Origin of the sequence: Novosphingobium resinovorum (assembly GCF_001742225.1) — a bacterium.
Lineage (GTDB): Bacteria > Pseudomonadota > Alphaproteobacteria > Sphingomonadales > Sphingomonadaceae > Novosphingobium > Novosphingobium resinovorum_A.
In genome coordinates, this window is the sequence record NZ_CP017076.1 from 655,725 (window position 1) to 678,417 (window position 22,693).

Consider the following 22,693-nt stretch of genomic DNA (forward strand, 5'->3'; position numbering starts at 1 on the left):
CACGTATGGTGGCGTCCGGTAAGGCACATGGCCCTGACGTGCCGAAGATAGGGTTGGCGATGGGTCGGATCATGCGCGCCTTCCGCGCGTTGGCTCCTGTGGAGAAGGAGCCTGAATATGTCGTTTGTCACTACCGTCCGCCGCGAAGTCCTGACACGCCCGGTTCTGGCGCTTGTGCAATCCGCACTCCCCGCGCTGTCCGCCACGGAAAACGAGGCGATCGATGCCGGGAACACGTGGTGGGACGCCGCCCTGTTCACCGGCAACCCTGACTGGAATGCGCTGCTGGCCGTGCCTCCTGCCACTCTCACGGCAGAAGAGCAGGCCTTCATCACCGGCCCGGTCGAGACCTTGTGCGGGATGATCGACGACTGGCGCATGACCTGGGAAACCCACGACCTGCCCCCCGAGGCGTGGGACTACCTCAAGTCCGAGAAGTTCTTCGGCATCATCATTCCGAAGGAACACAGCGGCCTCGGCTTCTCGAACTTCGCGCATAGCGAGATCGTGAGGAAGATCGCCACTCGCTCGGTTTCCGGTGCAGTGACGGCGATGGTGCCAAACTCGCTGGGACCGGGCGAACTGATCCTGCGGTTCGGCACCGAAGCGCAACAGCGGCAATGGCTCCCCCGCCTCGCCGATGGGCGCGAGCTTCCTGCCTTCGGCCTCACCAGCCCCGAAGCAGGATCAGACGCCGCCGCAATGGTCGACGAAGGCGTGGTCTGCCTGGGCGATTGGCAGGGCGAAGAAGTGCTCGGCATCCGCCTCAACTGGCGCAAGCGCTACATCACGCTGGGACCGGTCGCGACGATCCTGGGACTCGCCTTCAAGCTGCGCGATCCCGAGCATCTCCTTGGTGGGCAGGACGAGATCGGCATCACCGTAGCTCTGGTGCCCACCAACCTGCCCGGCATCACTATCGGGCGGCGGCACATCCCCTCGATGCAGACGTTTCAGAACGGCCCGAACGAGGGCAAGGACGTCTTCATCCCGCTCGACAACGTGATCGGCGGGCCCGAGCGGGTCGGTCAGGGCTGGAAGATGCTGATGAGCGCTCTGGCCGCCGGGCGCGGCATTTCGCTGCCCTCGCTGTCGGCGGCGGCGGGCGCCTTCGCCGCACATACAACCGGCGCCTATGCCCGCGTACGATCGCAGTTCAACCTGTCGATCGGCAAGTTCGAGGGCATTCAGGAACGCCTCGCCCGGATCGCAGGCAATGCCTACCTGCTCGACGGCGCGCGGCGGCTGACTTGCGCGGGGCTGGATCAGGGCAACCATCCCGCGGTGATCTCCTCGATCCTGAAACTTCACGCCACCGAGCGGATGCGCGTCGTCATTAACGATGCGATGGACGTCCACGGCGGCAAGGCGGTGATCGAGGGCCCGCGCAACTACATGGGCGGACAGTACCGCGCGATCCCGGTCGGCATCACCGTCGAGGGCGCGAACATCCTGACGCGCAGCCTGATGGTCTTCGGACAAGGCGCAATCCGCTCGCACCCCTATCTCCTCGACGAGATCCGCGCGGTGGGCGATGCCAATCGCGGGCGCGCGCTGGCCGATTTCGACAAGGTACTATGGAAGCACGTCGGCCACGCGCTCAAGACCGCGATCCGCGCGTTCGTGCGCAGCTGGAGCGGCGGCGTCTTCGCCCCTGCTCCGAAGGCGGGGAAGGCCACGCGCCATTATCGCCAGATGAGCCGCTATGCCGCAGCCTTCGCGTTCTGCTCGGACATCGCGTTCCTGACGCTGGGCGGCGAACTCAAGCGGCGCGAACTGCTCTCGGCGCGCCTCGGAGACGTGCTGTCCGAACTCTACATGCTCTCGGGCGCGCTCAAGCGCTGGGAGGACGAAGGGCGGCAGGATGACGACCTGCCACTGCTCGACTGGTGCATGCAGAGCGGCTTTGCCAGCATCGAGCAGAGCTTCGCGCAGATCATCGAGAATTTCCCGGCCCGCCCGGTCGGCTGGATGCTGCGCCTGTTCATCATGCCTTACGGTCGTCGCCGCAACGGCCCCACCGACCGGACGATACGCCGCGCCGCCGCCATCCTGCTGGAACTGTGCCCAGCACGCGACCGGCTGGTCGAGAACGTCTATATCGGCGGCGACGACGATGCAGTCGCGCGGCTGACCGAGGCTTTCCGCAAGACCGTCGCCACCCAGCCGATCCATGACCGCATGAAGCAGGCCCGCGTCCGCGACGCCGATCAGGCGCTCGCGGCGGGCCTGATCTCGCAGGAGGAACGCGAGCAGCTGCGCCAAGCGGACGGAGCCGTCGCCGAAGTCATCGCGGTCGATGACTTCGCGCCCGAGGAACTGACCCGCAGAACGGATAAGTCGTTGCGCGAGGCCGCCGAATGAGTCGCGCGGTCCACATCGTCGATGGCGCCCGCACACCGTTCCTCGAGGTACGCGGCGGGCCGGGGCCGTTCACTCCGGTTGATCTCGCGGTGCAATGCGGCCGCCCACTACTGCTGCGCCAGCCGTTCGCGCCCGAGGCCATCGATCAGGTGATCCTCGGCTGCGTCAATGTCATCGCCGACGAGGCCAATCCGGCCCGTGTCGCGGCCCTGCGCCTTGGCTGCGGCGCGCAGACGAGCGCCTTCACCGTCCAGATCAACTGCGGGTCGGGGATGCGGGCGATGGATACCGCCTATCGCTATATAGCCGACGACGGCAGCGATCTGATCCTGGCGGGCGGCACCGAAGCGCTCAGTCATGCCCCGCTCGTGCTGCGGCAAGATGCGGTGGAATGGCTGGCGGCGATGCAGGGCGGCAAGGACAGCGCCCTCGGCAAGCTTAAGGCGGCGGCAGCGCTTCGACGCGGGGGTCGACTGGAAGATCGCTATCGTGCGCTCGAAGAACGTGCCCGTTTCAAACATCGCGCTCAAGTTGTCGCTCGACAAGGGGCGCCTCGCGCTATCGCCGCTCACGTTCTCGATGGCGCGCGGCGATGTGGCCTCGGACCTGATATTCGACACCCGCCAACGGCCGTCGGCAATACGCTACGACATCCGGCTTGCAACCACGCCGATGGGACGGCTGCTCGCCGGATATGGGCTGGCGGACTCGGGCACCACCGGCACGATCCGCGGACGTATCCATTTGGAAGGCAGAGGCGATACGGTCCACGATTCCCTGGCAAGCTCGTCCGGTCGGATCGCGTTCGTAATGCCGCAAGGCACCTTGTGGACGAAAAACGCGCAACTCGCCGAACTTGATATTGGCACGTTCGTGCAGAAGATGTTCCAGGGCAAGCTCAAGAAGCCGATCGAGGTGAACTGCGGCCTGCTCGCCTTCACCGTCCGCAGCGGCACGGCAATTGCCGATCCGATCCTGATCGATACCAGCAAAAACGTCGTCACCGGGCGCGGCGGCTTCAGCTTCGGCACCGAGGCGGTAGACATGGCCTTTCGCGCCGACGGCAAGAAGATCAGCCTGTTCTCCGGCCAGTCGCCCGTTGGTCTGGGCGGGCATTTCGCCGAGCCTAAGCTGCAGGTCATCACCCCGCAACTTGTCGGCCGCGCGGGTGCCGGTCTCGGCCTTGCAATCGTGGCGACTCCGGTGGCCGGGCTGCTCGCCTTCGTCGATCCAGGCGATGCCAAGTCTGCGGCCTGCGGGCCTGTTCTTGCTGGCGCCAACGCCAGCGCCCAGCGCACGTCGAAGGGCAAGCCGCGCGACGACGTCGGCAACGGCACTGCGAAGAAGAACCCTTAGCAAGGGTCGGAACCGGTCCGCGGTCCGCTCCGCCGTCGAGTGCGGATTCGCGAGACAGAAGCATCGCATGGGCCTCGTGGTGCGCACCGTCGGCATCGCTCGCGCCCCATCAAGATCGGCATAACCAACCTTGCCTATAACTTCCAGCGCCTGGCCTGGCTCGTGGGGCGAATTGCGCCCACGTGACGCCAAAAAACAGCCTGCGCAGGCGCCTCCCCCACAAAACCAGCGGATCAGCCCCCAACACCAAGGCTCATACTCCGCTCCCCAGCCTTCACGCCGCAATCATGCCAACATCAGGCATTTCTTCGAGATGGGATGGTTGCCGCCCTCCCCAGACGGCATCGCAATGTGCCAAAAAGTGGTGTTGAGGACCGGGAATGGCGCGGTCCTCGACAGAGGCGGGGCGCTCACTGATCGAGACGGCATCCTTGATCTGGCCATGTCCGTTACGCTTGAGGCTGGCGTGCCGGGACCTGCGGATCGTGCGCCGGGCGCGCAGATGCTCCAGCAGTTCCTTCTTCAGAACTCCGCGCGCCTGTATGTACAGGCTTCTGTAGATGGTCTCGTGCGACACCTGCCTGTGCGGCTCCTCGGGAAAGCTGCGCCTGAGCCACCCCGCGATCTGTTCCGGTGACCATTTGCGGCGCAGCTTGGCCGATACTGCCCGGGCCAGTGGGCGGCGAGCAAGCCAGCTTGCAGGGCTTGGGCCGCAAGGCACGGTCCCATGCCGCCTGATCGGACGCAGTAGCGCAATACCGTGCAGGGCCGCCATTGCGCCTGACTTCGCGACTGATCGTCGAGGGCGAGCGGCCCAGTCGCCGTTCTATCGCACGCAAGGGTTCACTGACGCTCAGGCCCCGCGAAATCTCCTCGCGCTCGGCAAGGCTCAGTGCACGGATGCTCCGCTTGCGATCGGCGGGCCTGATACCGCCGGTCGGCGAAATCACCGAAAATACCGAAGATGATTCTCGATCAAACCTTCGTCCGATCGAACTCATCGACTCCCCGCGCTGCCAGCGATCCCATATCTCTGCTCGCTGGCTGGCCGTGTAATAGATCCGACGACGCTGCTTCATCGCGACACTCCATCTTCCGCAAAAGATTAAAGTGTTGCCTCCACCCGTCGAACCCACCGCCATTGCCGGCCGACAAACCGTCGTGCTGCCTCGCGCCCATGATGGTCATGAAAGCTCCGAAGGGCGCTGCCTGAAACCGGCCGTTGCCGGGCAGCCACTTAGCCACTCATTGCGCTTCGGCACGCCAAGATAGTAGGCTTAAATCGTGCTTGCTGACGTAGACGATGCCTATCGGCAGCGCGCCTTGCCTGTCGACGACAGCGGTGAAAATGCGGCTGCGAGTGATCTGCTGAAAATCCGCGAACTTGACCTTGACCGTTACGGTGCGACTAAATGCTTAAGCCCGCTCGCACCACGCCAAGACATAGTCAGCTTGCCCAAGAAGCCCCGGTTCGATTTCATTGCTGCCAAATAGGTCCCTGTCGAACGTCGTTTCGGAGCCTGAGGACTTTTGCTCGCGGTCTGGGTTGACCAAGCGGATATCCCAAAGCCGCACCAAGCGTCTAGAACTCGCGGGCCTTGTGCTAAGAATATAATAACCGGTGTTGCGGCTGGCGATACAAGCGACGATTGGAAGCGATCGCGTCGCGCTCCACCACGTTGTGGACGTTACTCTGGCCGTCCTCTCAAAAGTGTGGAGGGGGTCAGCACCCAAGTCAGTGCGGCGGCGTTGGAACCAGATCGTGCTGAATGCGGTGCCGCAAACCGGCACTGAAGTGCCCCTACCCTTCCCCGTGTTTGTGCTTGGCGGTACTCTAGTATCTCCCGAACGAAGGACAGCTATGATGGAACAACCTGCCTTTTTGCGAATGAAGGTCGTTCTTGCGAGAAGCGGGCTTTCGCGGACAACCTTGTATCGCAAGATATCCAGCGGAACCTTTCCTCGCCAGATACCACTTGGTCCCCGAGTTGTCGGTTGGCGAGCCGACGAATTCGAGCTCTGGTGCCGCGATCCTGCGGCCTACCATGCGAACCGGGAATAGCGTCCCTCGTGCATCTCCCGTCGGTCATGGTGTGGGCCGACCATTTCGCGCCCGGCCCCTGTAGAATGTCGATCATGAAGTGTTAGGGTCGAGCCTGACCTCTCCCACGTCAGTAGCGACTGAACGCCTCGTTGCCGACAATCCTGCGAACCTCGTCCTCCCATACCCGAAGGACCCTTCGCTTCTCCTTGACATATTGATGTTTGTTATAGGTGTTTGACACCTTCCCCCGACTTTATGGCCCATGACCCCTTCGATGTGGTTCTCGCCAAGAACAGCGTTCTCCTCATCATCGAGAATACCGTTCGCAAGGGTTGAAAACGTGCGGCGGAGATCGTGTGCGGTCCAGCGCTCATAGGCCGATCTTGCCGCCTTCGCCTTTCGCTCCATCGCCGCATTGAGAAAGTCCAGCGCATTTCCCAAGTCATAGATCGTATATGCCGCTTCGTCGACATATGCACGCAACGAAGGGAACACGTAACGATAGTTGTGGGCGGCGAGCGGACCGGCAATGAGGTCCCGGGCCTTGTCAGCAAAAGGCGTAATGTGTGGATACCCCGACTTCATCCGTGCCTCGGAGAGGTCCATCCAAGGACGGCTCATGTCCAATTCGCCGCGGACCAGTTCACGAACCTCATCGCGGCGCTGGCCGGTGAGGAGTAGAACAAGGAAATAGGCACGGGACGTAGCGTCAAGTTCGCCAACCATGTCCCACAGCCATCGGACCTCAACCTCGTTCAGATAACGATCATGCGTGTTCTGCTTTTCTGTCTTGAGCCGTCGAGCCGGTGAATCCGACAGCCCAGTGCGAGCTTCCGATTCTTCCGCCCCCGTGAAAAAACTTTTTCACATACCGGACGGCATTGTTGAAGGCCGTCCGCCTCCCCTTCGTCTTCAGCGGGTCCACAATGTCGGCCAGCTCAAGAAACGTCACATCCGTGAGAAGGCTTTCGCCGATGGTATGAGCAAAAAGGCGATCCCACGTCTGGCGCTTGTCGATCAGCGTCTTCTCTGCGTTGCCGCCAAATTCACCGGACTCGCGAAGATAGGCTGTCCACGCTTCCTGACAGGTCATGACCGGCCGGGTCGGCTGGGCAAGCACAATCCCATCGGTTGCGCCCTCGTCGTCCTCAAACGGTTTCTCGCCGCGAGCAACCCGAGCATTGATGCCATTTGCCCATGCACGGGCTGCCGCCAAGGATACCCCGCGTCCGTCCTCGAACCGACCTTCTTCGACCTTCTACCGGCTAGCCTCCGGATAAGACTCGAGCAGGTGGGTATACTGCGATCAGTCTAAGAGGTTTTACCCTCGTCGGAGCGAAGCGCGGCGATCAACTCGCGCATCGTCTCAGTATCGCGAAGGTTGAGATCGCGCTGAGGGAAAGGCACCTTGATGCCGTTCTCGCGCATAAGCCTCCAGAGCCCTTTGAGGACATCAGAACGCACGTTTCCGGTGCCTTCTTCGGGGTCGGTGATCCAAACGTGGATCACAAACGCGACTCCATTCTCCGCAAAGCTGTCGAGCCAGACGGTTGGCGGCGGGGCCTTGAGGACACGTTTCACGGCACCCGCTGCCTCCAGCATCAGCTTCTCGGCAAGCTCGATATCGGAGGCATAGGGGACCACGACCGGGACTTGGATACGCACGTTCTTCGACGAATACGACCAGTTCTCGACCTGATTGATCATCAGGTTCTCGTTCGGGATCAGGTATTCCTTCTGGTCGCGCGTGGTGAGCGAGACGGCGCGGATGCCGATGCGGCGGATCTGGCCGAAGGTGTACTGCCCGCTCTGGTCGGCGATGGCGATGACGTCGCCGGGCTTGATCGACTTGTCCATCAGCAGGATGATACCGGCGATCAGGTTGCCGAAGGTCTTCTGCAGGCCGAAGCCGATGGCAAGGCCGAAGGCGCCGGAGAATACCGTCAGCGCCGTCAGGTCGATCCCCAGCACGTCGATGCCGACAAGGATAGCCACGGTCCAGATGAACAGGCTGACCATCTTCTCGGTCAGCAACCGCTGCGTCATGTCGAGGCGGGTCGCACGGGCCAGCACCCGGCTCGACAGCCGGCTGGCGGCCCAGGCCACCGAGATCACCAACGCGAGCACCGCGACGATGACGGTCAAGTCCCACAGCGAAATGCGGCTGGAGCCGACCTGCACGGCCAGCTTGTCGAGCGTGTCGACGATGTTGCCGATCGTGTCGCTGCGGGCGGAGACGACGTTCTTGATGCCTTCCGCGCCCGCGACCGGCTCGGCGTGCTTGACCACGACGGCGGTAGCTGTCGCGGTCGGCGTCGGGCTCGCCGTGGCGGCCGCGACAAGGGGCGCGGTCACTGCCCCCGCCATGCTTCCAGTGCCTGCTCGATGTCGGCGATGAGGTCCCCGGGCGCCTCCAGACCGATGGCGAGGCGTACGCCGTGGCGGTCGCCTTCCGCAGCAGGAGCGGGCGGCCAGGCCATGTTGCTGCGGTAGGCGGAAGGCTCGATGGGGATCGCCAGGCTCTCGAACCCGCCCCACGAATAGCCGATGCCAAACAACGTCAGCGCATCGATGAAGCGGTTGCGCGCGGCTGCATCGCCGCCCCTGAAAGTGAAGCTGAAGAGGCCGCAGCCGCCTGTGAAATCGCGCTTCCACAAGTCATGGCCCGGTGCGCCGGGCAGCATCGGGCAGAGCACTTGCGCCACTTCCGGCCGCTTCGAGAGCCACGTTGCGATTTCCAGCGCGCTCTGCGCCTCGTGGGCAAGGCGCAGGTGCAAGGTGCGCAAGCCGCGAAGCGCAAGCGCCGCGTCGTCGGGAGAGACGACATTGCCCAGTTGCTGCGCGCGGCCGCGCAGCTTTGCGTAAAGTTCCGGCCCGGCGCTGGCGCTGCCCATCATCAGGTCCGAGTGGCCGCCGACATGCTTGGTCAGCGCCATCAGCACCACATCGATCCCGTGGCTCAGCCCGGCGAAGCCGAGCGGGCTGGCCCAGGTGTTGTCGAGCACCGAGACCGCGCCCTTCTCGCGCGCGATGCGGGCGAGTGCGGGCAGGTCGCACACCTCCATCGAGAGGCTGCCCGGCGCTTCCAGTAGCACCGCCCGCGTACGGTCGCAAAAGGCGGCTTCGTAAGCGTCGAGGTCCAGCGGATCGAAGAAGCGCGGCTCGATGCCCATGTCGGTCAGCAGGCCCTTGCCCATCGAACGGGTCGGGTCGTAGGCATTGTCGGTGATCAGCACGACGTCGCCCGGCCGCAGCAGGGTCAGCATGACCCCGGCAATGGCGGCGACGCCGGAAGGATAGAGCACGGTGCCTGCCGCGCCGGGCTCCAGCGCGGTCAGCGCGTCGGCCAGCGCCCACTGCGTCGGCGCGCCGCGGCGGCCGTAGAAGAAACGCCCGTCCTCGTTGGTGCGCGGCCCCTGCGCCAGCGCGGCCGTATTCTCGTAGAGGTGCGTACTGGCGCGCCAGACCGGCGGGTTGACGACCGGCCCGGTCCATTCGCTACGCCGCCCGGCGCCGACGATACGAGTGGCAGCCTCAAGGTCTTCGAGGCGCTTGCTGCTGTTCACTGTGATCTCCGCTGGCTGGGCAGACAGACCCTAGGCCATTTTCCGCGTTCCGGGAAAGGGGTTAGGTGAAGGAGAGGCCAGACCCTTGAGCTGTTTCACTTCGTCACCCTCAACGTGTTTCAGGGTGACGACGGAGCTAGGATCGGTACGCCTCAGACCGCCTTGCGCAGCGTGCCCGGCAGAACCGGATAGGCGCGCGCCTCCGGCACCTCGCGCGCGCCGAGATCGCGGTGCTCCATCGGGCCGGTGTCGAGCCGCAGCGGCGCCAGCGCGGGGCCTCCGGCGATGCCCAGCGTGAAGACGCGGCGGACGGGCGCGACGGTCTCGGCGAAGACTACGCCCACACGCAGCAGCGGCACGAAGAACGACGCATTCGCGCGCTGCAGCGGCCTAATGGCGCTGAGCGGCAACTGCACTTCGCCGGTGAGGGTAACGCTCTCCCCCGCCGCAAGGGCAGGCACCGGCTTGAGCGGCATCATCGTCTCCAGCGACGGGGCAAGCTGCTGCTCGGAGGTCAGCGAGCCATGTGCGCCGATCATGTCGCCGATCAGGTGGCCGGCCGGGAGGTCGGTGCCCGCCGTCAGCGTCACCCGGTACTGCAGCGTCGCGAAGACCAGCGAGAGGCGCAGGCCGACCGGCTCGAAGGCGATGTCGACGGCTTCCGGCGCAGCGGCTGGCGGCGGGACCGGAGCGGGGCGCGGCGGGACCGGCGGGCTGGCGAATTCCGGCTGCGGAACGGGGGCAGGCTTCGGAACAGGAGGCGCGACGGGTTCGGCGACCTCCTGCACTTCGGGCCAATCTTCCGCTTCCTCGGCCGGGCGCTTGCGCCGCAGAAAGAACGCAAGGGCGCCCAGGACGACTAGCACTGCCGGGCTTGCCCATACCCATATGGGCAAGCCCTGCTGCGAGGCCGGAGCGAGAGGCGCAGGGGCAGGTGCTGTCGTGGGCGTTTCGACCGCCGAGGGCGCAGGGATCGGCGTCGGTAACGGTTCGGGCGCGACCGGCGCGGAAGCCGAGGGAGTGCCCTGCGGCTCGGCCGTCGCCGAAGCGCGCGGTTCGGGCGCGCTGGGGCTGGCTGCCGGGTTCGGCGTTCTCGTCGGCGTGGGGCGCGGCGTCGCGGAGGGCTGCACGGTGGGCTGGACGCGCGGAGGCTGAGCGGATGGCTGGACCTGCGGCGGGGGTGCGGCAATGGTCGGCACCGGTTCGGGCGCGGCATTGCGCGGCCGCAGAAGCGGGTTCTGCGCGTCGACCGGACCTTGTGCCCGCGAACTCGGGGTCGCGGTCGGCTCGGGAAGGCTCCAGGTGGTGCCGCTCGACTGGGCACCGACAGGCCCCGCGAGAATTGCGGCCAGCGCGGTCGAGATCGCCGCGCGCGCTATGATTGAATTCGTGCCCCTCATGGTATCTTCGGTCTTCGCCAAACTTCGTGTGAACCCTCAGTTAATGCCTCCCGCCCACACGACAAGACGTGGCATGCCATCGTCCATCGCCGGTGTGACATATGGGCCACCTGCGACATACTTGCGTTCGCGCGTCCTTGGCGGCATTGCCGGGTCATGACTGACACCTCTTTCCCCCTCCACCTCGGCCAGCAGAGCGGACTCCCCGCTTCGCCGGAGGAAGCCCAGCTCGATTACGTTCCGAACCCGCGCGTCGGCAGCCTCTATCTCGTCCGCTTCGCCGCGCCCGAATTCACCTCGCTCTGCCCGGTGACCGGACAGCCCGACTTCGCGCATCTGGTGATCGACTATGCGCCCGGCGAAACCATCGTCGAATCGAAGAGCCTCAAGCTCTTCCTCGGCTCGTTCCGCAATCACGGCGCCTTCCACGAGGACGTAACCGTCGGCATCGGCCAGCGCCTGTTCAACGAGATGAAGCCGCTGTGGCTGCGCATTGGCGGTTACTGGTATCCGCGCGGCGGTATCCCGATCGACGTGTTCTGGCAATCGGACGCACCGCCCGCCGGGCTCTGGGTGCCCGATCAGGGTGTACCGGGTTATCGCGGCCGGGGGTGATCCTCAGTTTCGTGATTGCGAGCGAAGCGAAGCAATCCAGGGCGGTCTACGCGGCCCTGGATTGCTTCGCTTCGCTCGCAATGACGAGTTGGGAAAAGAACCGGCCTTAGAACCCGGCGCTGGCAAATCGCGCGCCATTGACCCGCGTGAGGTCGATGGTGCCCTTGCCGATCGAGGCCATCTGCCTGCTCGTCAGGCACTGCGCGTAGACGGTGGGCGCCTCGGCCTTGCGGGCGGCTTCGGTATCGAGCGCACTGTCGATACCGGCATCGCAGGAACCGCGCGTCTCGTAAGTCCGCACCGGCGTCTCCAGCCGCTGGCAGGCGGTGCCGTCGTCCGAACAGGCGAACAGTGCGAGAGCGTAAAGGGTTGCACTCATGGGGCAGTCTCCTTTCAGGGAAGACAACGGCCCGGGCGCCCCATGTATCCCGCGTCGCCTGAGAAAAAATGAATCCGCTCCAGAGGATTACGGACTGGAACCTTCCGCGCCGCAATGCGTAGAACAGCGCTCATGGACCAGACCAAAGCCAAGCTCATCATCCGCGAAGCGACCGTCGCGGACGCCGCCGCGATCGCCCGTCTCTCCGTCAAGGTCTACGGCAAGGCCGATGCCTTCACCCGCGCCGAAATCCGCGGGCAGGTCATCAATTTCCCCGAAGGCCAGTTCGTGGCCGAGTACGAAGGCAAGGTCGTCGGCCACTGCGCGACGATGATCGTCACCTCCGACCTCGCCTTCAAGCCGCATACCTGGGAAGAGATCAGCAACGGCGGCTACGGCCGCCCGCCTGCGCCCGAAGGCGACGTACTCTACGGCTTCGAGGTCTGCGTCGATCCCGACTACCGCCGCCTGCGCATCGGCCAGCGCCTCTACCGCAAGCGCCGCGAGGTCTGCCAGTATTTCGAGCTGAAGGGCATCGCCTTCGCCGGCCGCATGCCCGGCTACTACCGCCGCAAGCGCGCCTATCCCGATCCGGCCGACTACGTGCAGGCGGTGCGCGACAAGAAGATCCGCGACCAGGTCATCAACTTCCAGATGAACGAGGGCTACGAGCCGCGCGGCATCCTGCCCGACTACATCCCCACCGACCGCGAGAGCGGCGGCAATGCGGTGCTGATGTACTGGACCAACCCGCTCGCCCCGCTGGACACCGGCAAGTCGGTGCCCGGCCTCAAGGAGCGCGTGCCTTCCAGCGTGCGCGTCGCCACCGTGCAGTTCCAGATGCGCAAGATCGCCACCATCGACGAGTTTGAGGCCCAGGTGGAATACTGGATCGACGTGGCCGCCGATTACGAGAGCGACTTCGTGGTGTTCCCCGAACTGTTCACCCTCGAACTGCTGTCCATCGAGGAGACAAAGCTGCAGCCGGTCGAGGCGATCGAGAAGATCGCCGAATACACCGAGCGCTTCGTCGAGTTCATGGCGCGCATGGCGGTCAGCTACAACATCAACATCATCGGCGGCTCGCACCCCACCCGCGTGAAGCTAAAGGGCGGCAAGAGCGAGATCCGCAACATCGCCTATACCTTCCTGCGCGACGGCGCGGTGCACGAGACGCAGAAACTGCACCCCACCCCTTCGGAACGGCGCTGGTGGAACATCAAGGGCGGCTACGGCGCCAATGTGATCCCCACCGACTGCGGGCCGATCGGAGTGATGATCTGCTACGACAGCGAGTTCCCCGAACTGGCCCGCCACCTCGTCAACCAGGGCGCGCTGATGCTGTTCGTGCCGTTCTGCACCGACGAGCGGCGCGGCTACCTGCGCGTGCGCTACTGCGCGCAGGCCCGCGCGGTGGAGAACCAGTGCTACGTCGTCACCTCGGGCGTGGTGGGCAACCTGCCCAACGTCGAGAACATGGACGTCCACTATGCCGAAAGCGCGATCCTGACGCCGAGCGACTTCCCGTTCTCGCGCGATGGCGTGGCGGCGGAAGCGGCGGCCAATACCGAGACGATCGCGATCGCCGATCTCAGCCTCGATGCCCTGCTGACGGCGCGTCAGTCGGGCGCGGTGCAGAACCTCAAGGACCGCCGCTTCGATCTCTACCGCGTGGAGTGGGCGCAGCACTGAGCGGAGATCGTCATCCCGGCGAAAGCCGGGATCGCTGGCAGAGCCGCGTGAACTCGATAGATGGCGCGGCTTTGCAGGCTCCAGTCGCCAGTTCTCGTCTCCAGAGCACTCGACGGTCCCGGGACCAAGTCCGGGATGACGGATGTGCGATGACTCGGTGGCTCAGGCATGCCGGATCGCCTGCATAGGCCGCCCTTAGAGTACTCCTAGGTGCCGTTGAGTGCCCCTTGGGACACGCTTAGAGCACCCTTGGGTGCCGTTAAGTACCCGTTTGCGCACCCCTTCATAACGGTCTATGCCCCGGATCGTATCCAAAACGCGAAGCGACGCCATGACCAAAGACCTTGCCGTACCCCAGGGCGTCGCCAGCCAGCGCGTCGCTGACATCCTCGCCGAACGTATCCTATCGGGCGCCCTCCCCCCCGGCGCGCGGATCAAACAGGACGAACTGGCGGACGAACTCTCCACCAGCCGCATCCCGGTGCGCGATGCCCTGCGCATCCTCGAAGCGCGCGGTCTCGTCACCATGCGCGCCAATGCCGGAGCGCGCGTCACCAGCCTCACGCGGCGCGACCTCGAGGTGTCCTACGAAATCCGCGAGCGGATCGAGCCGCTGCTGCTCGCCGACAGCGTGCCGCACCTGACCGAAGCCGACCTTGCCGACCTGCGCGACGTCATGGAGCGCAACGAGCAGACCGCCGACATCGACGAGGCGATCGCGCTGGGCCGCGAATTCCACTGGATCACCTATCGCCGTCATTCGACCCCGCTGCTCGCGCAGATCGTCGAGCGGGTCTGGGACACGACGCAAAGCTATCGCCGCGCCTACATGAAGCTGGCGATGTCAGGGGCAGCGGCAAGCCCCACGCCGGGAACGAAAAGCCCGTCTGGACGCACGCACGATCTGGAGCACCAGCTGCTCTACGACGCTATCGCCAAGCGCGAGGTCGAGACCGCGCAGGCCGCCCTCGTCATGCACATCCGCCGCACCCGCACCAGCCTGCTGCGCTACGGGCACATGATCGGCGACGGGGGGGCGATACCGCTCACGGCGGAGTGAGCGGGCGCTTGTAAAATCCGCACTGGATGGGCAGGCAAGTGCCGCCTTTCCCAAGGTTCGCCCTCTGATTCCGGAGAACCCGTGCGCATGATTACCCTTGAACAATCCCGCAGCCTGATCACCGCTACCCGTGCAAGGGGCCGCGAGATGGGGCTCAATCCGCTGACCGTGGTGGTGCTCGACGCCGGCGGCCACCTCGTCGCCATGGAGCGCGAGGACGGCTCAGGCTATGGCCGCCCGGACATTGCCGCAGGCAAGGCGGCGGGCGCGCTGGCGATGGGCGTGTCCAGCCGCAAGCTCGGCGACATGGCGGCGGAACGCCCGCAATTCATGGCGGCGCTGTCGGCCGCGTGGCACGGCAAGCTGATCCCGGCGGCAGGCGGCGTGCTGGTGCGTGACGAGGCGGGCGTGCTGCTCGGCGCGGTCGGCGTCAGCGGTGACCTCTCGGACAAGGACGAGGAAGCGGCCTTCGCGGGGATTGCGGCGGCAGGCCTGACAGCCGCCTAATTCCTCTCCGAGCTTGTCTCGGGGAGGTGGCAGCCCGTCAGGGCTGACGGAGGGGGAATTGTTCGAACTCTCCCCCTCCACCACCGACTACGTCGCCGGTCCCCCTCCCCGAGCAAGCTCGGTGAGGAACTTTAGATCGTTGCCGCGTGGATCGCCCGACCGGCCACCGGCATCTCGACCTTGTAGACCGTCCCGGTGCTCGATTCCGTAAAGAACAGCCACCTGTTCCCCGGCCCGCCATAGGCCGCGTTGGTGGTGTAGCGCCCTTCCGGCACGTCGATCCGCAGCATCGGCTCACCCCGGTCGGAGAACAGCCACACCGCGCCGAAGCCGACATGGCAGACGACGAGGTTGTCGTTCTCGTCGATGGTCAGCCCGTCCGGACCGGAGCCGCCGGAAAGCTGGATATAGGTCCCGACCTTGGAGATCACCTCGCCGCCATTGACGAGAGGACAACGCCACACCGCATTGGCGCGCGTCACGGCAAGGTAAAGCGCGGTCTCCGCCTTGTTGAGCACGAGGCCGTTGGGGCTGGGAATGCCGTCAAGCATCAATTCCAGCCGCCCGGTCCCGGCGCGGACGCGAAACAGGCGGCCCTTGGGGTTCTGCCAGCCGGACTGGCCCTGGTCGGTGAACCAGATGTCGCCGTTCTTCGCGATCGTCAGGTCGTTGCAGCCCAGGAACGGTTCGAGCAGATAGCGATCGAACCACGTCTCCGACCGGCCGGTGGCGGGGTCGCAGATGACCATGCCCTTGTGGTGGTCGGCCACCAGCAGGCGGCCGTCGCTCAGGAATTTCATGCCGTTGGGCTGGCCGTCGTATTCGAAACCCACCTCGCATGTCCCATCCGGGCTGATCCGGAACAGTCGGCCCCAGGGAATGTCGGTGACCCACAGGTTGCCCGCCGCATCGAAGACCGGACCTTCGAGGAACACAGGTGCGGCGGCGCCGTGAAGCTGGACCTGCGCCCACTGCGTACTTTCGCCGAAGCGGCGGAACTTGTCGGGAATACGGCAGAACACTTCCGCGGTGACGGCGGGCGGGGCGGCGAACATTGTCCTCTCCTTCGATTGATCGCCCGGACGGGAAGTGCCGGGATCGGATACATGTTATGGGCCGTCAACCGTATTGCAGCTTGACCTTGCGGCAAAGGCCTTTCACCGTCAGGCCATCCGAAATCGTCCCGATGGTATACATCAACAACAATGTCCAAGGATACCCCCACCCCCTTCCGAGAGCGCGTCTGCATCGTCGACCCGATCCATCCGTCAGGAGTGGAGCGCATCGCGGCGGCGCATGACGTCATCGGACTCGACGATCCCAGAGTGGCCGAAACGACCGTGCTCGTCATCCGCACCAGCCCGCTGGGGCCAGAAATCTTCGGGGCGATGCACAGCCTCAAAGCCATCGTGAAGCACGGTGCCGGCGTGGACAACATCGCCATTCCCGCCGCTACCCAGCAAGGGGTGATGGTCGCCAACACGCCGGGCGGCAACAACTCCACCGCTGTCGCGGAAGGCGCGGTGGCGCTGATGCTCGGCCTACTGCGCCGCACGCGCGATATGGATGCCCTCGTGCGCGAGGGGCGCTGGGACGAACGTTGGGGCATCCGCCTCGGCGACCTCACCGGTGCCCGCGTCGGTCTGATCGGCTTCGGCCGGATCGCCCGGCAAGTCGCCAAGATCTGCGGCGCCGGGTTCGGGTGTGAGGTGCTGGCCTTTGATCCTGTGGTGTCCGATGCTGAAGTGCGCGCCGCAGGTGTCGAACCGGCAGACCTGACGGGCGTGCTCGGCTGCGACATCGTATCCATTCACGTGCCCCTGACCGAGGGCACCCGCAACCTCATCGATACCGTCGAACTGGGCATGATGAAGCCGCACGCGCTGCTGGTGAACTGCTCTCGCGGAGGGATCGTCAACGAGGCGGCGCTGGCCGAGGCGCTACGCTGCGGCCAGATCGCCGGAGCGGGAATCGACGTCTTCGCCGACGAACCGCCCGCTGCCGACCACCCGTTGTTCGGCCTCTCCAACTGCCTGCTCTCGCCCCACGTCGCGGGCGTGACCGAGGCGGGGATGAAGGACATGGCGCTTCATGTCGCCGCCGTCATCGACACCGTCAGCCGGGGCGAAGTCCCCGCCACCCTGCTCAACCCGGAGGTTCTGCCGTGACCGTGCCCACCAAGTCCGTGATCTATGCCAGGGTGCACCGCCCCGACCCGGCGCTCATCGCCCGCGCCGCGAAGTTCGGCATCGCCGACTTGCACGAAGGCCTTGGCGAGATCGCCGGGCGCATGTGCCTGATGAGCCCGGCCATGGTCCCCATCGCGCCCGGCCAGAAGGTCTGCGGCCCAGCGGTGACGGCGTGGAACTTCCCGGGCGATAACCTCGCCATCCATGCCGCACTCTATACCGCCGAGGCGGGTGACGTGCTGGTCCTGACCAACGGTGGCGGGCATCAAGGCGCGCTGTGGGGCGACGTCGCTTGCACGTTCGCGCAGAAGAAGGGCCTCGTCGGCACCGTCGTCCATGGCGCCACGCGCGACGTCGATGCGATCCGGGACCTCGGCTATCCGGTCTGGTCTACCGCCGTCTCTCCCGAACACCCCAAGAAGCGCGGCCCGGCTGCGGTCAACGTGCCGATCGTGGTCGATGGCGTGCTGGTGGAGCCGGGCGACCTGATCGTCGGCGATTCGGACGGCGTTCTGGTGATCCCGCGCGCGCTGCTGGAACTGGCCGTCACGAATGCCGAGGCCCGCGCAGCCAACGAGGTCGAGTTCCGCCGCCGTATCGGCGAGGGCGAAGTGCTGTTCGACGTCCTCGGCATGCGCAAGCTGGTCGCCGACCTCGGCATCGAGATCAAGGACTGCACCTGGGAGGAGGACCGCTAGGTCCATGCAGGAGGCCGGGGCTGCCTTGCGCGGCTCCGGTCTTTCCCGGGCAGGAAAATCATTGCCGCACTGCACAATCTCTCTTGCCGCATCGCAAGCCTGTGCTAGCCATTACTCCTTAGGAACGGGAAGGGGGCGTCGCCTTCGTCCTGGCATCAACCGGCCCGTCCCGTCGAGCCGTATTCGGTACGTCGGCATGGCCTGCTATGGAGTGTGCTCATGGCCAGCGAACCCGTGTCCGACATCAAGCAAGACGCCGTCTCGCAGATGGAAAAGGACATCCTGCGCGTCCTGCGTCGCCGCATCGGCAAGGATCAGCGCGCGGCCAAGCAGCATGACTGGTACGCATCCTCGATCCTGACCTTGCGCGATCACATCATCGACGCATGGATCGAATCGACCCAGCGGACGTACGAAGCGGGCGGCAAGCGCGTCTACTACCTCTCGATGGAGTTCCTGATCGGTCGCCTGCTGCGCGACGCGCTCTCGAACCTGGGCGTCACGCGCGACATGGAGAAGGCCCTCGCTTCCTTCGGCCTCGACCTTGCCGAACTGGAGGAGCTGGAGCCCGACGCGGCGCTCGGCAACGGCGGCCTCGGGCGTCTGGCGGCGTGCTTCATGGAGAGCCTCGCGACGCTCGACATTCCGGCTTACGGCTACGGCATCCGCTACGTGAACGGCATGTTCCGCCAGCGCATCGACGACGGCTGGCAGGTCGAACTGCCCGAGACATGGCTCGCTCACGGCAACCCGTGGGAGTTCGAGCGGCTGGAGAGCACCTACCGCATCGGCTTCGGCGGTGAGGTAATCGCCAAGGGCGACGGTGTCATGTGGAACGCGGCCGAGGAAGTGGACGCCACCGCCGTCGATACCCCGGTGGTCGGCTGGCGCGGCAAGCGCGTCAACACGCTGCGGCTGTGGACCGCCAACCCGATCGACCCGCTGAAGCTCGACGCCTTTAACGCCGGCGACCACTTCGGCGCGCTGGCGGAGAAGGTGCGGGCCGAGGCGCTGGTGCGCGTGCTCTATCCGGCCGACTCCAGCCCGGCGGGCCAGGAACTGCGGCTGCGGCAGGAGTATTTCTTCACCGCCGCCTCGATCCAGGACATCGTGCGCCGCCACGTCCAGTACGAGGGCGATATCCGCACCCTGCCGGACAAGGCCGCGATCCAGCTCAACGACACGCATCCCTCGGTCGCCGTCGCCGAACTGATGCGCGTTCTGGTCGACCTCGAAGGGCTGGAGTTCAACGAGGCGTGGGAGGTCACCAAGAAGACCATCTCCTACACCAACCACACCCTTCTGCCCGAGGCGCTGGAAACCTGGCCGCTGCCGCTGTTCGAGCGCCTGCTGCCGCGCCACATGCAGATCATCTACGCGATCAACAGCCGCGTCCTGCGCGAAGCGCGTAAGGCGGGCCTGACCGACGCGCAGATCGCCGCGATCAGCCTCATCGACGAGAGCGGGGAGCGCCGCGTGCGCATGGCGAACCTCGCGTTCGTGGGCGCGCACTCGATCAACGGCGTCGCCGCGCTGCATACCGACCTGATGAAGGAGACGGTCTTCGCCGATCTCCACGCGCTCTACCCGAGCCGGATCAACAACAAGACCAACGGCGTCACCCCGCGCCGCTGGCTGCAGCAGTGCAATCCGGGGCTCACCAAGGTCATCAGGGACGCCATCGGCCCTGAATTCCTGGACGACGCGGCGAAGCTGTCCGACCTCAACGCGCTGGCGGACGACGCCGCGCTTGGTGAGCGCATCGCCGAGGTCAAGCGATCGAACAAGGTCGCGCTGGCGGACTACATCAAGCGCACGATGGGCATCCGCCTCGATCCCGACGCGATGTTCGACGTCCAGATCAAGCGCATCCACGAATATAAGCGCCAACTGCTCAACCTGATCGAGACGGTCGCGCTCTACGACCAGATCCGCAGCCATCCCGAGCGCGACTGGGTGCCGCGCGTCAAGATCTTCGGCGGCAAGGCGGCGTCGAGCTACCACAACGCCAAGCTCATCATAAAGCTGGCCAACGACATCGCCCGGCGCGTCAATTCCGACCCCTCGGTGGGCGGGCTGCTCAAGGTCGTCTACGTGCCCAACTACAATGTCAGCCTGGCCGAGCGGATCATCCCCGCCGCCGACCTGTCGGAGCAGATCTCGACCGCGGGCATGGAAGCCTCGGGCACGGGCAACATGAAATTCGCCCTCAACGGCGCGCTGACGATCGGCACGCTCGACGGCGCCAACGTCGAGATCAAGGAACACGTCGGAGACGAGAACATCGTCATCTTCGGCCTCACCGCCGAGGAAGTCGCCGCCAAGCGCGCCGAGGGCTACAACCCCCGCGCCATCATCGAGGAATCGCGCGAGCTGGGGCAGGCCCTGTCGGCCATCGCCTCGGGCGTGTTCTCGCACGACGATCCGCACCGCTACGAAGGGCTGGTCAACGGCATCTACGAGCATGACTGGTTCATGTGCGCCGCCGATTTCGACAGCTACACCGCCGCCCAGCGCGAAGTCGACGCGCGGTGGGAGAACAAGGCGGGCTGGCGCGCCTCGGCAATCCGGAACATCGCCAACGTCGGTTGGTTCTCCTCGGACCGTACTATCTCCGAGTACGCCAAGGACATCTGGAAAGTTCTGTGAAGCCAACGGAAAGCGCTCTCGAATCCCTGCTTCTAGGAACCAACGCAGATCCGTTCTCGCTGCTCGGCACCCATGCCGGGCCGGACGGGACGCACCTGAGGGCGATCCTTCCGGGCGCCGAGACTGTCGAGGCGTTCAGCCTCGACGGGCACTGGCTCGGCAAGCTCGACAAGGTCGATCCGCGCTACCTGTTCGAAGGACGGCTACGTATCAAGCCGCAGCCGATCCGCTACCGCTGCACAGCGCACGGGCATGACTGGCTTGTAACCGACCCATATACCTTCGGCCCGGTCCTCGGCCCGGTGGACGACCTGCTGATCGCGCAAGGCACGCATTACCGCCTTTTCGACAAGCTGGGCGCGCACCTGATCGAGCATGAGGGCGCACACGGCGTCCACTTCGCGGTCTGGGCGCCCAACGCCCGGCAGGTCAGCGTGGTGGGCGACTTCAACGACTGGGACGCCAAGCGCCACGTCATGCGCGCCCGCGCCGATATCGGCGTGTGGGAAATCTTCATCCCCGACATCGGCGATTACCGCGCCTACAAGTACCACGTGGTCGGCGCCGACGGCATGGTGCAGCCGCTGAAAGCCGATCCCTTCGCCTTCATGTCGGAAATCCGGCCGGACAACGCCTCGGTCACCGCCGTTCCGGCCAAGCTCGACTGGGGCGACAAGGCCCACCGCGAGCACTGGGCCACCGTCGACGCCCGCAAGGTGCCGGTCTCGATCTACGAGGTCCACCCCGGTTCGTGGAAGCGCGACCGCTGGAACTGGTTCCTCGACTGGGATGCGCTGGCCGACGAACTGATCCCCTACGTGGTCGAGATGGGCTTTACCCATATCGAGTTCCTGCCGATCAGCGAGCACCCCTACGATCCTTCGTGGGGTTACCAGACGACCGGCCTCTACGCCCCGACTTCGCGCTTCGGGGAACCTGCCGGCTTCGCCCGCTTCGTCGACGGCGCGCACCGGGCGGGCATCGGCGTCCTGCTCGACTGGGTGCCCGCGCACTTCCCCAAGGACGAGCACGGCCTCTGCCGCTTCGACGGCACCGCGCTTTACGAACATGCGGACCCGAAGCTGGGCCAGCAGCCCGACTGGGGCACGCTGATCTACAACTTCGGCCGCCGCGAGGTCGCCAGCTTCCTGCTCAACAACGCGCTGTTCTGGGCCGAGCGCTACCACGTCGACGGGCTGCGCGTGGATGCCGTCGCCTCGATGCTCTACCGCGACTACTCGCGCAAGGCGGGCGAGTGGATCGCCAATCAGGACGGTGGCCGCGAGAACTGGGAGGCGGTGGAATTCCTGCGCGAAGTCAACCGCGCCGTCTACCGCGAGCACCCCGGCTTCATGACCATCGCCGAGGAATCGACGGCATGGCCCGGCGTCACCCAGCCCGCCTACGAAGGCGACGGCAAGGGGCGCGAGACCGCGCTGGGCTTCGGGTTCAAGTGGAACATGGGCTTCATGCACGACACGCTGCGCTACATGGCGCGCGATTCCGTGCATCGGAAGTATCACCATGAAGACCTGACCTTCGGCCTCGTCTACGCCTTCTCGGAAAACTACGTCCTGCCGCTCAGCCATGACGAAGTGGTTCACGGCAAGGGCTCGTTGCTGGGCAAGATGAGCGGCGACGACTGGCAGAAGTTCGCGAACCTGCGCGCCTACTACGCCTTCATGTGGGCCTATCCGGGCAAGAAGCTGCTGTTCATGGGGCAGGAATTCGCCCAGCGCCGCGAATGGAGCGAGGAGCGCGCGCTCGACTGGGATTTGCGCGATGCCCCCGCGCACGAAGGCGTGCGCAATCTGGTGAAGGATCTCAACCGCCTCTATCGCACCAAGCCCGCGCTTCACGCGGGGGATTGCGATCCCGAGGGCTTCGAGTGGCTGATCGTCGACGACAAGGAGAACTGCGTCTTCGCCTGGCTGCGCAAGGCACCGGGGGCGAAGCCTGTCGCGGTGATCGCCAACATGACGCCCACGATGCGCGTCGAGTATCGCATCCCCCTGCCGATCGACGGCAAGTGGAGCGAAGTGCTCAACAGCGATTCCGTCCACTACGGGGGCACCGGCAAGGGCAACCTCGGTCAGGTGAAGGCGTTGGACGGGCAGGCGACGGTAACTTTGCCGCCATTGGCCACGATCATGCTCGAATACGCCGGATAAGAC

17 protein-coding genes and 4 pseudogenes are annotated in these 22,693 nt (G+C 65.4%); 13 read left to right on the plus strand and 8 right to left on the minus strand.

Going from position 1 to position 22,693, the window contains the following annotated elements; translation table 11 throughout:
• Positions 1-117 precede the first annotated feature (117 nt).
• The 4 genes and pseudogenes from BES08_RS20425 to BES08_RS33040 all read left to right on the plus strand — a co-directional run.
• Positions 118-2,364 carry an acyl-CoA dehydrogenase gene (locus tag BES08_RS20425; protein WP_036527817.1) on the plus strand — a complete coding sequence of 749 codons (2,247 nt, stop codon included), beginning with the start codon at positions 118-120 and terminating at the stop codon, positions 2,362-2,364.
• Positions 2,361-2,825, plus strand: a pseudogene (locus BES08_RS31990) (thiolase family protein); the annotation flags it as partial. The gene BES08_RS20425 and the pseudogene BES08_RS31990, both read left to right, overlap by 4 nt.
• A pseudogene (locus BES08_RS20435) lies at positions 2,779-3,720 on the plus strand (AsmA family protein); the annotation flags it as partial. The pseudogenes BES08_RS31990 and BES08_RS20435, both read left to right, overlap by 47 nt.
• Before the next feature lie 13 nt (positions 3,721-3,733).
• A pseudogene (locus tag BES08_RS33040) lies at positions 3,734-3,906 on the plus strand (IS5/IS1182 family transposase); the annotation flags it as partial.
• 187 nt (positions 3,907-4,093) lie between these two features.
• Here BES08_RS33040 and BES08_RS31995 read toward each other — a convergent pair.
• Positions 4,094-4,799: pseudogene (locus BES08_RS31995) on the minus strand (IS30 family transposase); the annotation flags it as partial.
• 809 nt (positions 4,800-5,608) lie between these two features.
• Here BES08_RS31995 and BES08_RS32000 point away from each other — a divergent pair.
• On the plus strand, positions 5,609-5,782 hold the full coding sequence (locus BES08_RS32000) for a helix-turn-helix transcriptional regulator (RefSeq protein ID WP_330217835.1): 174 nt from the start codon (positions 5,609-5,611) through the stop codon (positions 5,780-5,782).
• Between the two features lie 72 nt (positions 5,783-5,854).
• On the opposite strand, the gene BES08_RS20450 is transcribed toward BES08_RS32000, so the two are convergent.
• The 5 genes from BES08_RS20450 to BES08_RS33725 form a co-directional block, all read right to left on the minus strand.
• Complete coding sequence (locus BES08_RS20450) at positions 5,855-6,583, minus strand: tyrosine-type recombinase/integrase (protein ID WP_330217836.1); 729 nt, start codon at positions 6,581-6,583, stop codon at positions 5,855-5,857.
• Entirely contained in the window at positions 6,531-6,980 is a 450-nt protein-coding gene (locus BES08_RS20455) for a hypothetical protein (RefSeq protein WP_155986366.1), read from the minus strand. The genes BES08_RS20450 and BES08_RS20455 overlap by 53 nt, the downstream gene beginning before the upstream one ends.
• A 95-nt stretch (positions 6,981-7,075) precedes the next feature.
• Complete coding sequence (locus tag BES08_RS20460; RefSeq protein WP_036527980.1) at positions 7,076-8,119, minus strand: mechanosensitive ion channel family protein; 1,044 nt, start codon at positions 8,117-8,119, stop codon at positions 7,076-7,078.
• A complete protein-coding gene (metC, locus tag BES08_RS20465) occupies positions 8,116-9,330 on the minus strand; it encodes a cystathionine beta-lyase (RefSeq protein ID WP_375154538.1) in 1,215 nt (404 codons plus the stop codon). The genes BES08_RS20460 and metC overlap by 4 nt, the downstream gene beginning before the upstream one ends.
• Positions 9,331-9,482: 152 nt before the next feature.
• Positions 9,483-10,730 carry a hypothetical protein gene (locus tag BES08_RS33725; RefSeq protein ID WP_197524487.1) on the minus strand — a complete coding sequence of 416 codons (1,248 nt, stop codon included), beginning with the start codon at positions 10,728-10,730 and terminating at the stop codon, positions 9,483-9,485.
• 156 nt (positions 10,731-10,886) lie between these two features.
• Between BES08_RS33725 and queF the strand changes: the two genes are divergently transcribed.
• On the plus strand, positions 10,887-11,345 hold the full coding sequence (gene queF, locus BES08_RS20480) for a preQ(1) synthase (protein ID WP_036527844.1): 459 nt from the start codon (positions 10,887-10,889) through the stop codon (positions 11,343-11,345).
• Between the two features lie 106 nt (positions 11,346-11,451).
• Here the strand turns inward: queF and BES08_RS20485 are convergent, their stop codons facing one another.
• Positions 11,452-11,724, minus strand: a complete 273-nt coding sequence (locus BES08_RS20485) for a hypothetical protein (RefSeq protein WP_008832353.1) — start codon at positions 11,722-11,724, stop codon at positions 11,452-11,454.
• A 132-nt stretch (positions 11,725-11,856) separates the two neighbouring features.
• Here BES08_RS20485 and BES08_RS20490 point away from each other — a divergent pair, with 132 nt between their 5' ends.
• The 3 genes from BES08_RS20490 (at position 11,857) to BES08_RS20500 (ending at position 14,983) form a co-directional block, all read left to right on the plus strand.
• Positions 11,857-13,416 carry a carbon-nitrogen hydrolase family protein gene (locus BES08_RS20490; protein WP_069709413.1) on the plus strand — a complete coding sequence of 520 codons (1,560 nt, stop codon included), beginning with the start codon at positions 11,857-11,859 and terminating at the stop codon, positions 13,414-13,416.
• A 331-nt stretch (positions 13,417-13,747) separates the two neighbouring features.
• Positions 13,748-14,476, plus strand: a complete 729-nt coding sequence (locus tag BES08_RS20495; protein ID WP_036527849.1) for a GntR family transcriptional regulator — start codon at positions 13,748-13,750, stop codon at positions 14,474-14,476.
• Positions 14,477-14,557: 81 nt separating this feature from the next.
• Positions 14,558-14,983, plus strand: a complete 426-nt coding sequence (locus BES08_RS20500) for a GlcG/HbpS family heme-binding protein (RefSeq protein WP_086013092.1) — start codon at positions 14,558-14,560, stop codon at positions 14,981-14,983.
• Positions 14,984-15,114: 131 nt separating this feature from the next.
• Here BES08_RS20500 and BES08_RS20505 read toward each other — a convergent pair whose 3' ends face one another.
• Entirely contained in the window at positions 15,115-16,038 is a 924-nt protein-coding gene (locus BES08_RS20505) for an SMP-30/gluconolactonase/LRE family protein (protein ID WP_036527854.1), read from the minus strand.
• A 150-nt stretch (positions 16,039-16,188) separates the two neighbouring features.
• On the opposite strand from BES08_RS20505, the gene BES08_RS20510 reads away from it, so the two are divergent.
• The 4 genes from BES08_RS20510 (at position 16,189) to glgB (ending at position 22,690) form a co-directional block, all read left to right on the plus strand.
• Positions 16,189-17,151: a hydroxyacid dehydrogenase gene (locus BES08_RS20510; protein ID WP_036527855.1), complete on the plus strand. Its 963-nt coding sequence runs from the start codon at positions 16,189-16,191 to the stop codon at positions 17,149-17,151.
• Positions 17,148-17,870, plus strand: coding sequence for a 4-carboxy-4-hydroxy-2-oxoadipate aldolase/oxaloacetate decarboxylase (locus BES08_RS20515; RefSeq protein ID WP_036527857.1), 723 nt, complete (start codon positions 17,148-17,150; stop codon positions 17,868-17,870). The genes BES08_RS20510 and BES08_RS20515 overlap by 4 nt, the downstream gene beginning before the upstream one ends.
• Positions 17,871-18,089: 219 nt before the next feature.
• Positions 18,090-20,519 carry a glycogen/starch/alpha-glucan phosphorylase gene (locus tag BES08_RS20520; RefSeq protein ID WP_036527858.1) on the plus strand — a complete coding sequence of 810 codons (2,430 nt, stop codon included), beginning with the start codon at positions 18,090-18,092 and terminating at the stop codon, positions 20,517-20,519.
• Entirely contained in the window at positions 20,516-22,690 is a 2,175-nt protein-coding gene (gene glgB, locus BES08_RS20525; protein WP_036527861.1) for a 1,4-alpha-glucan branching protein GlgB, read from the plus strand. The genes BES08_RS20520 and glgB overlap by 4 nt, the downstream gene beginning before the upstream one ends.
• Positions 22,691-22,693 lie beyond the last annotated feature (3 nt).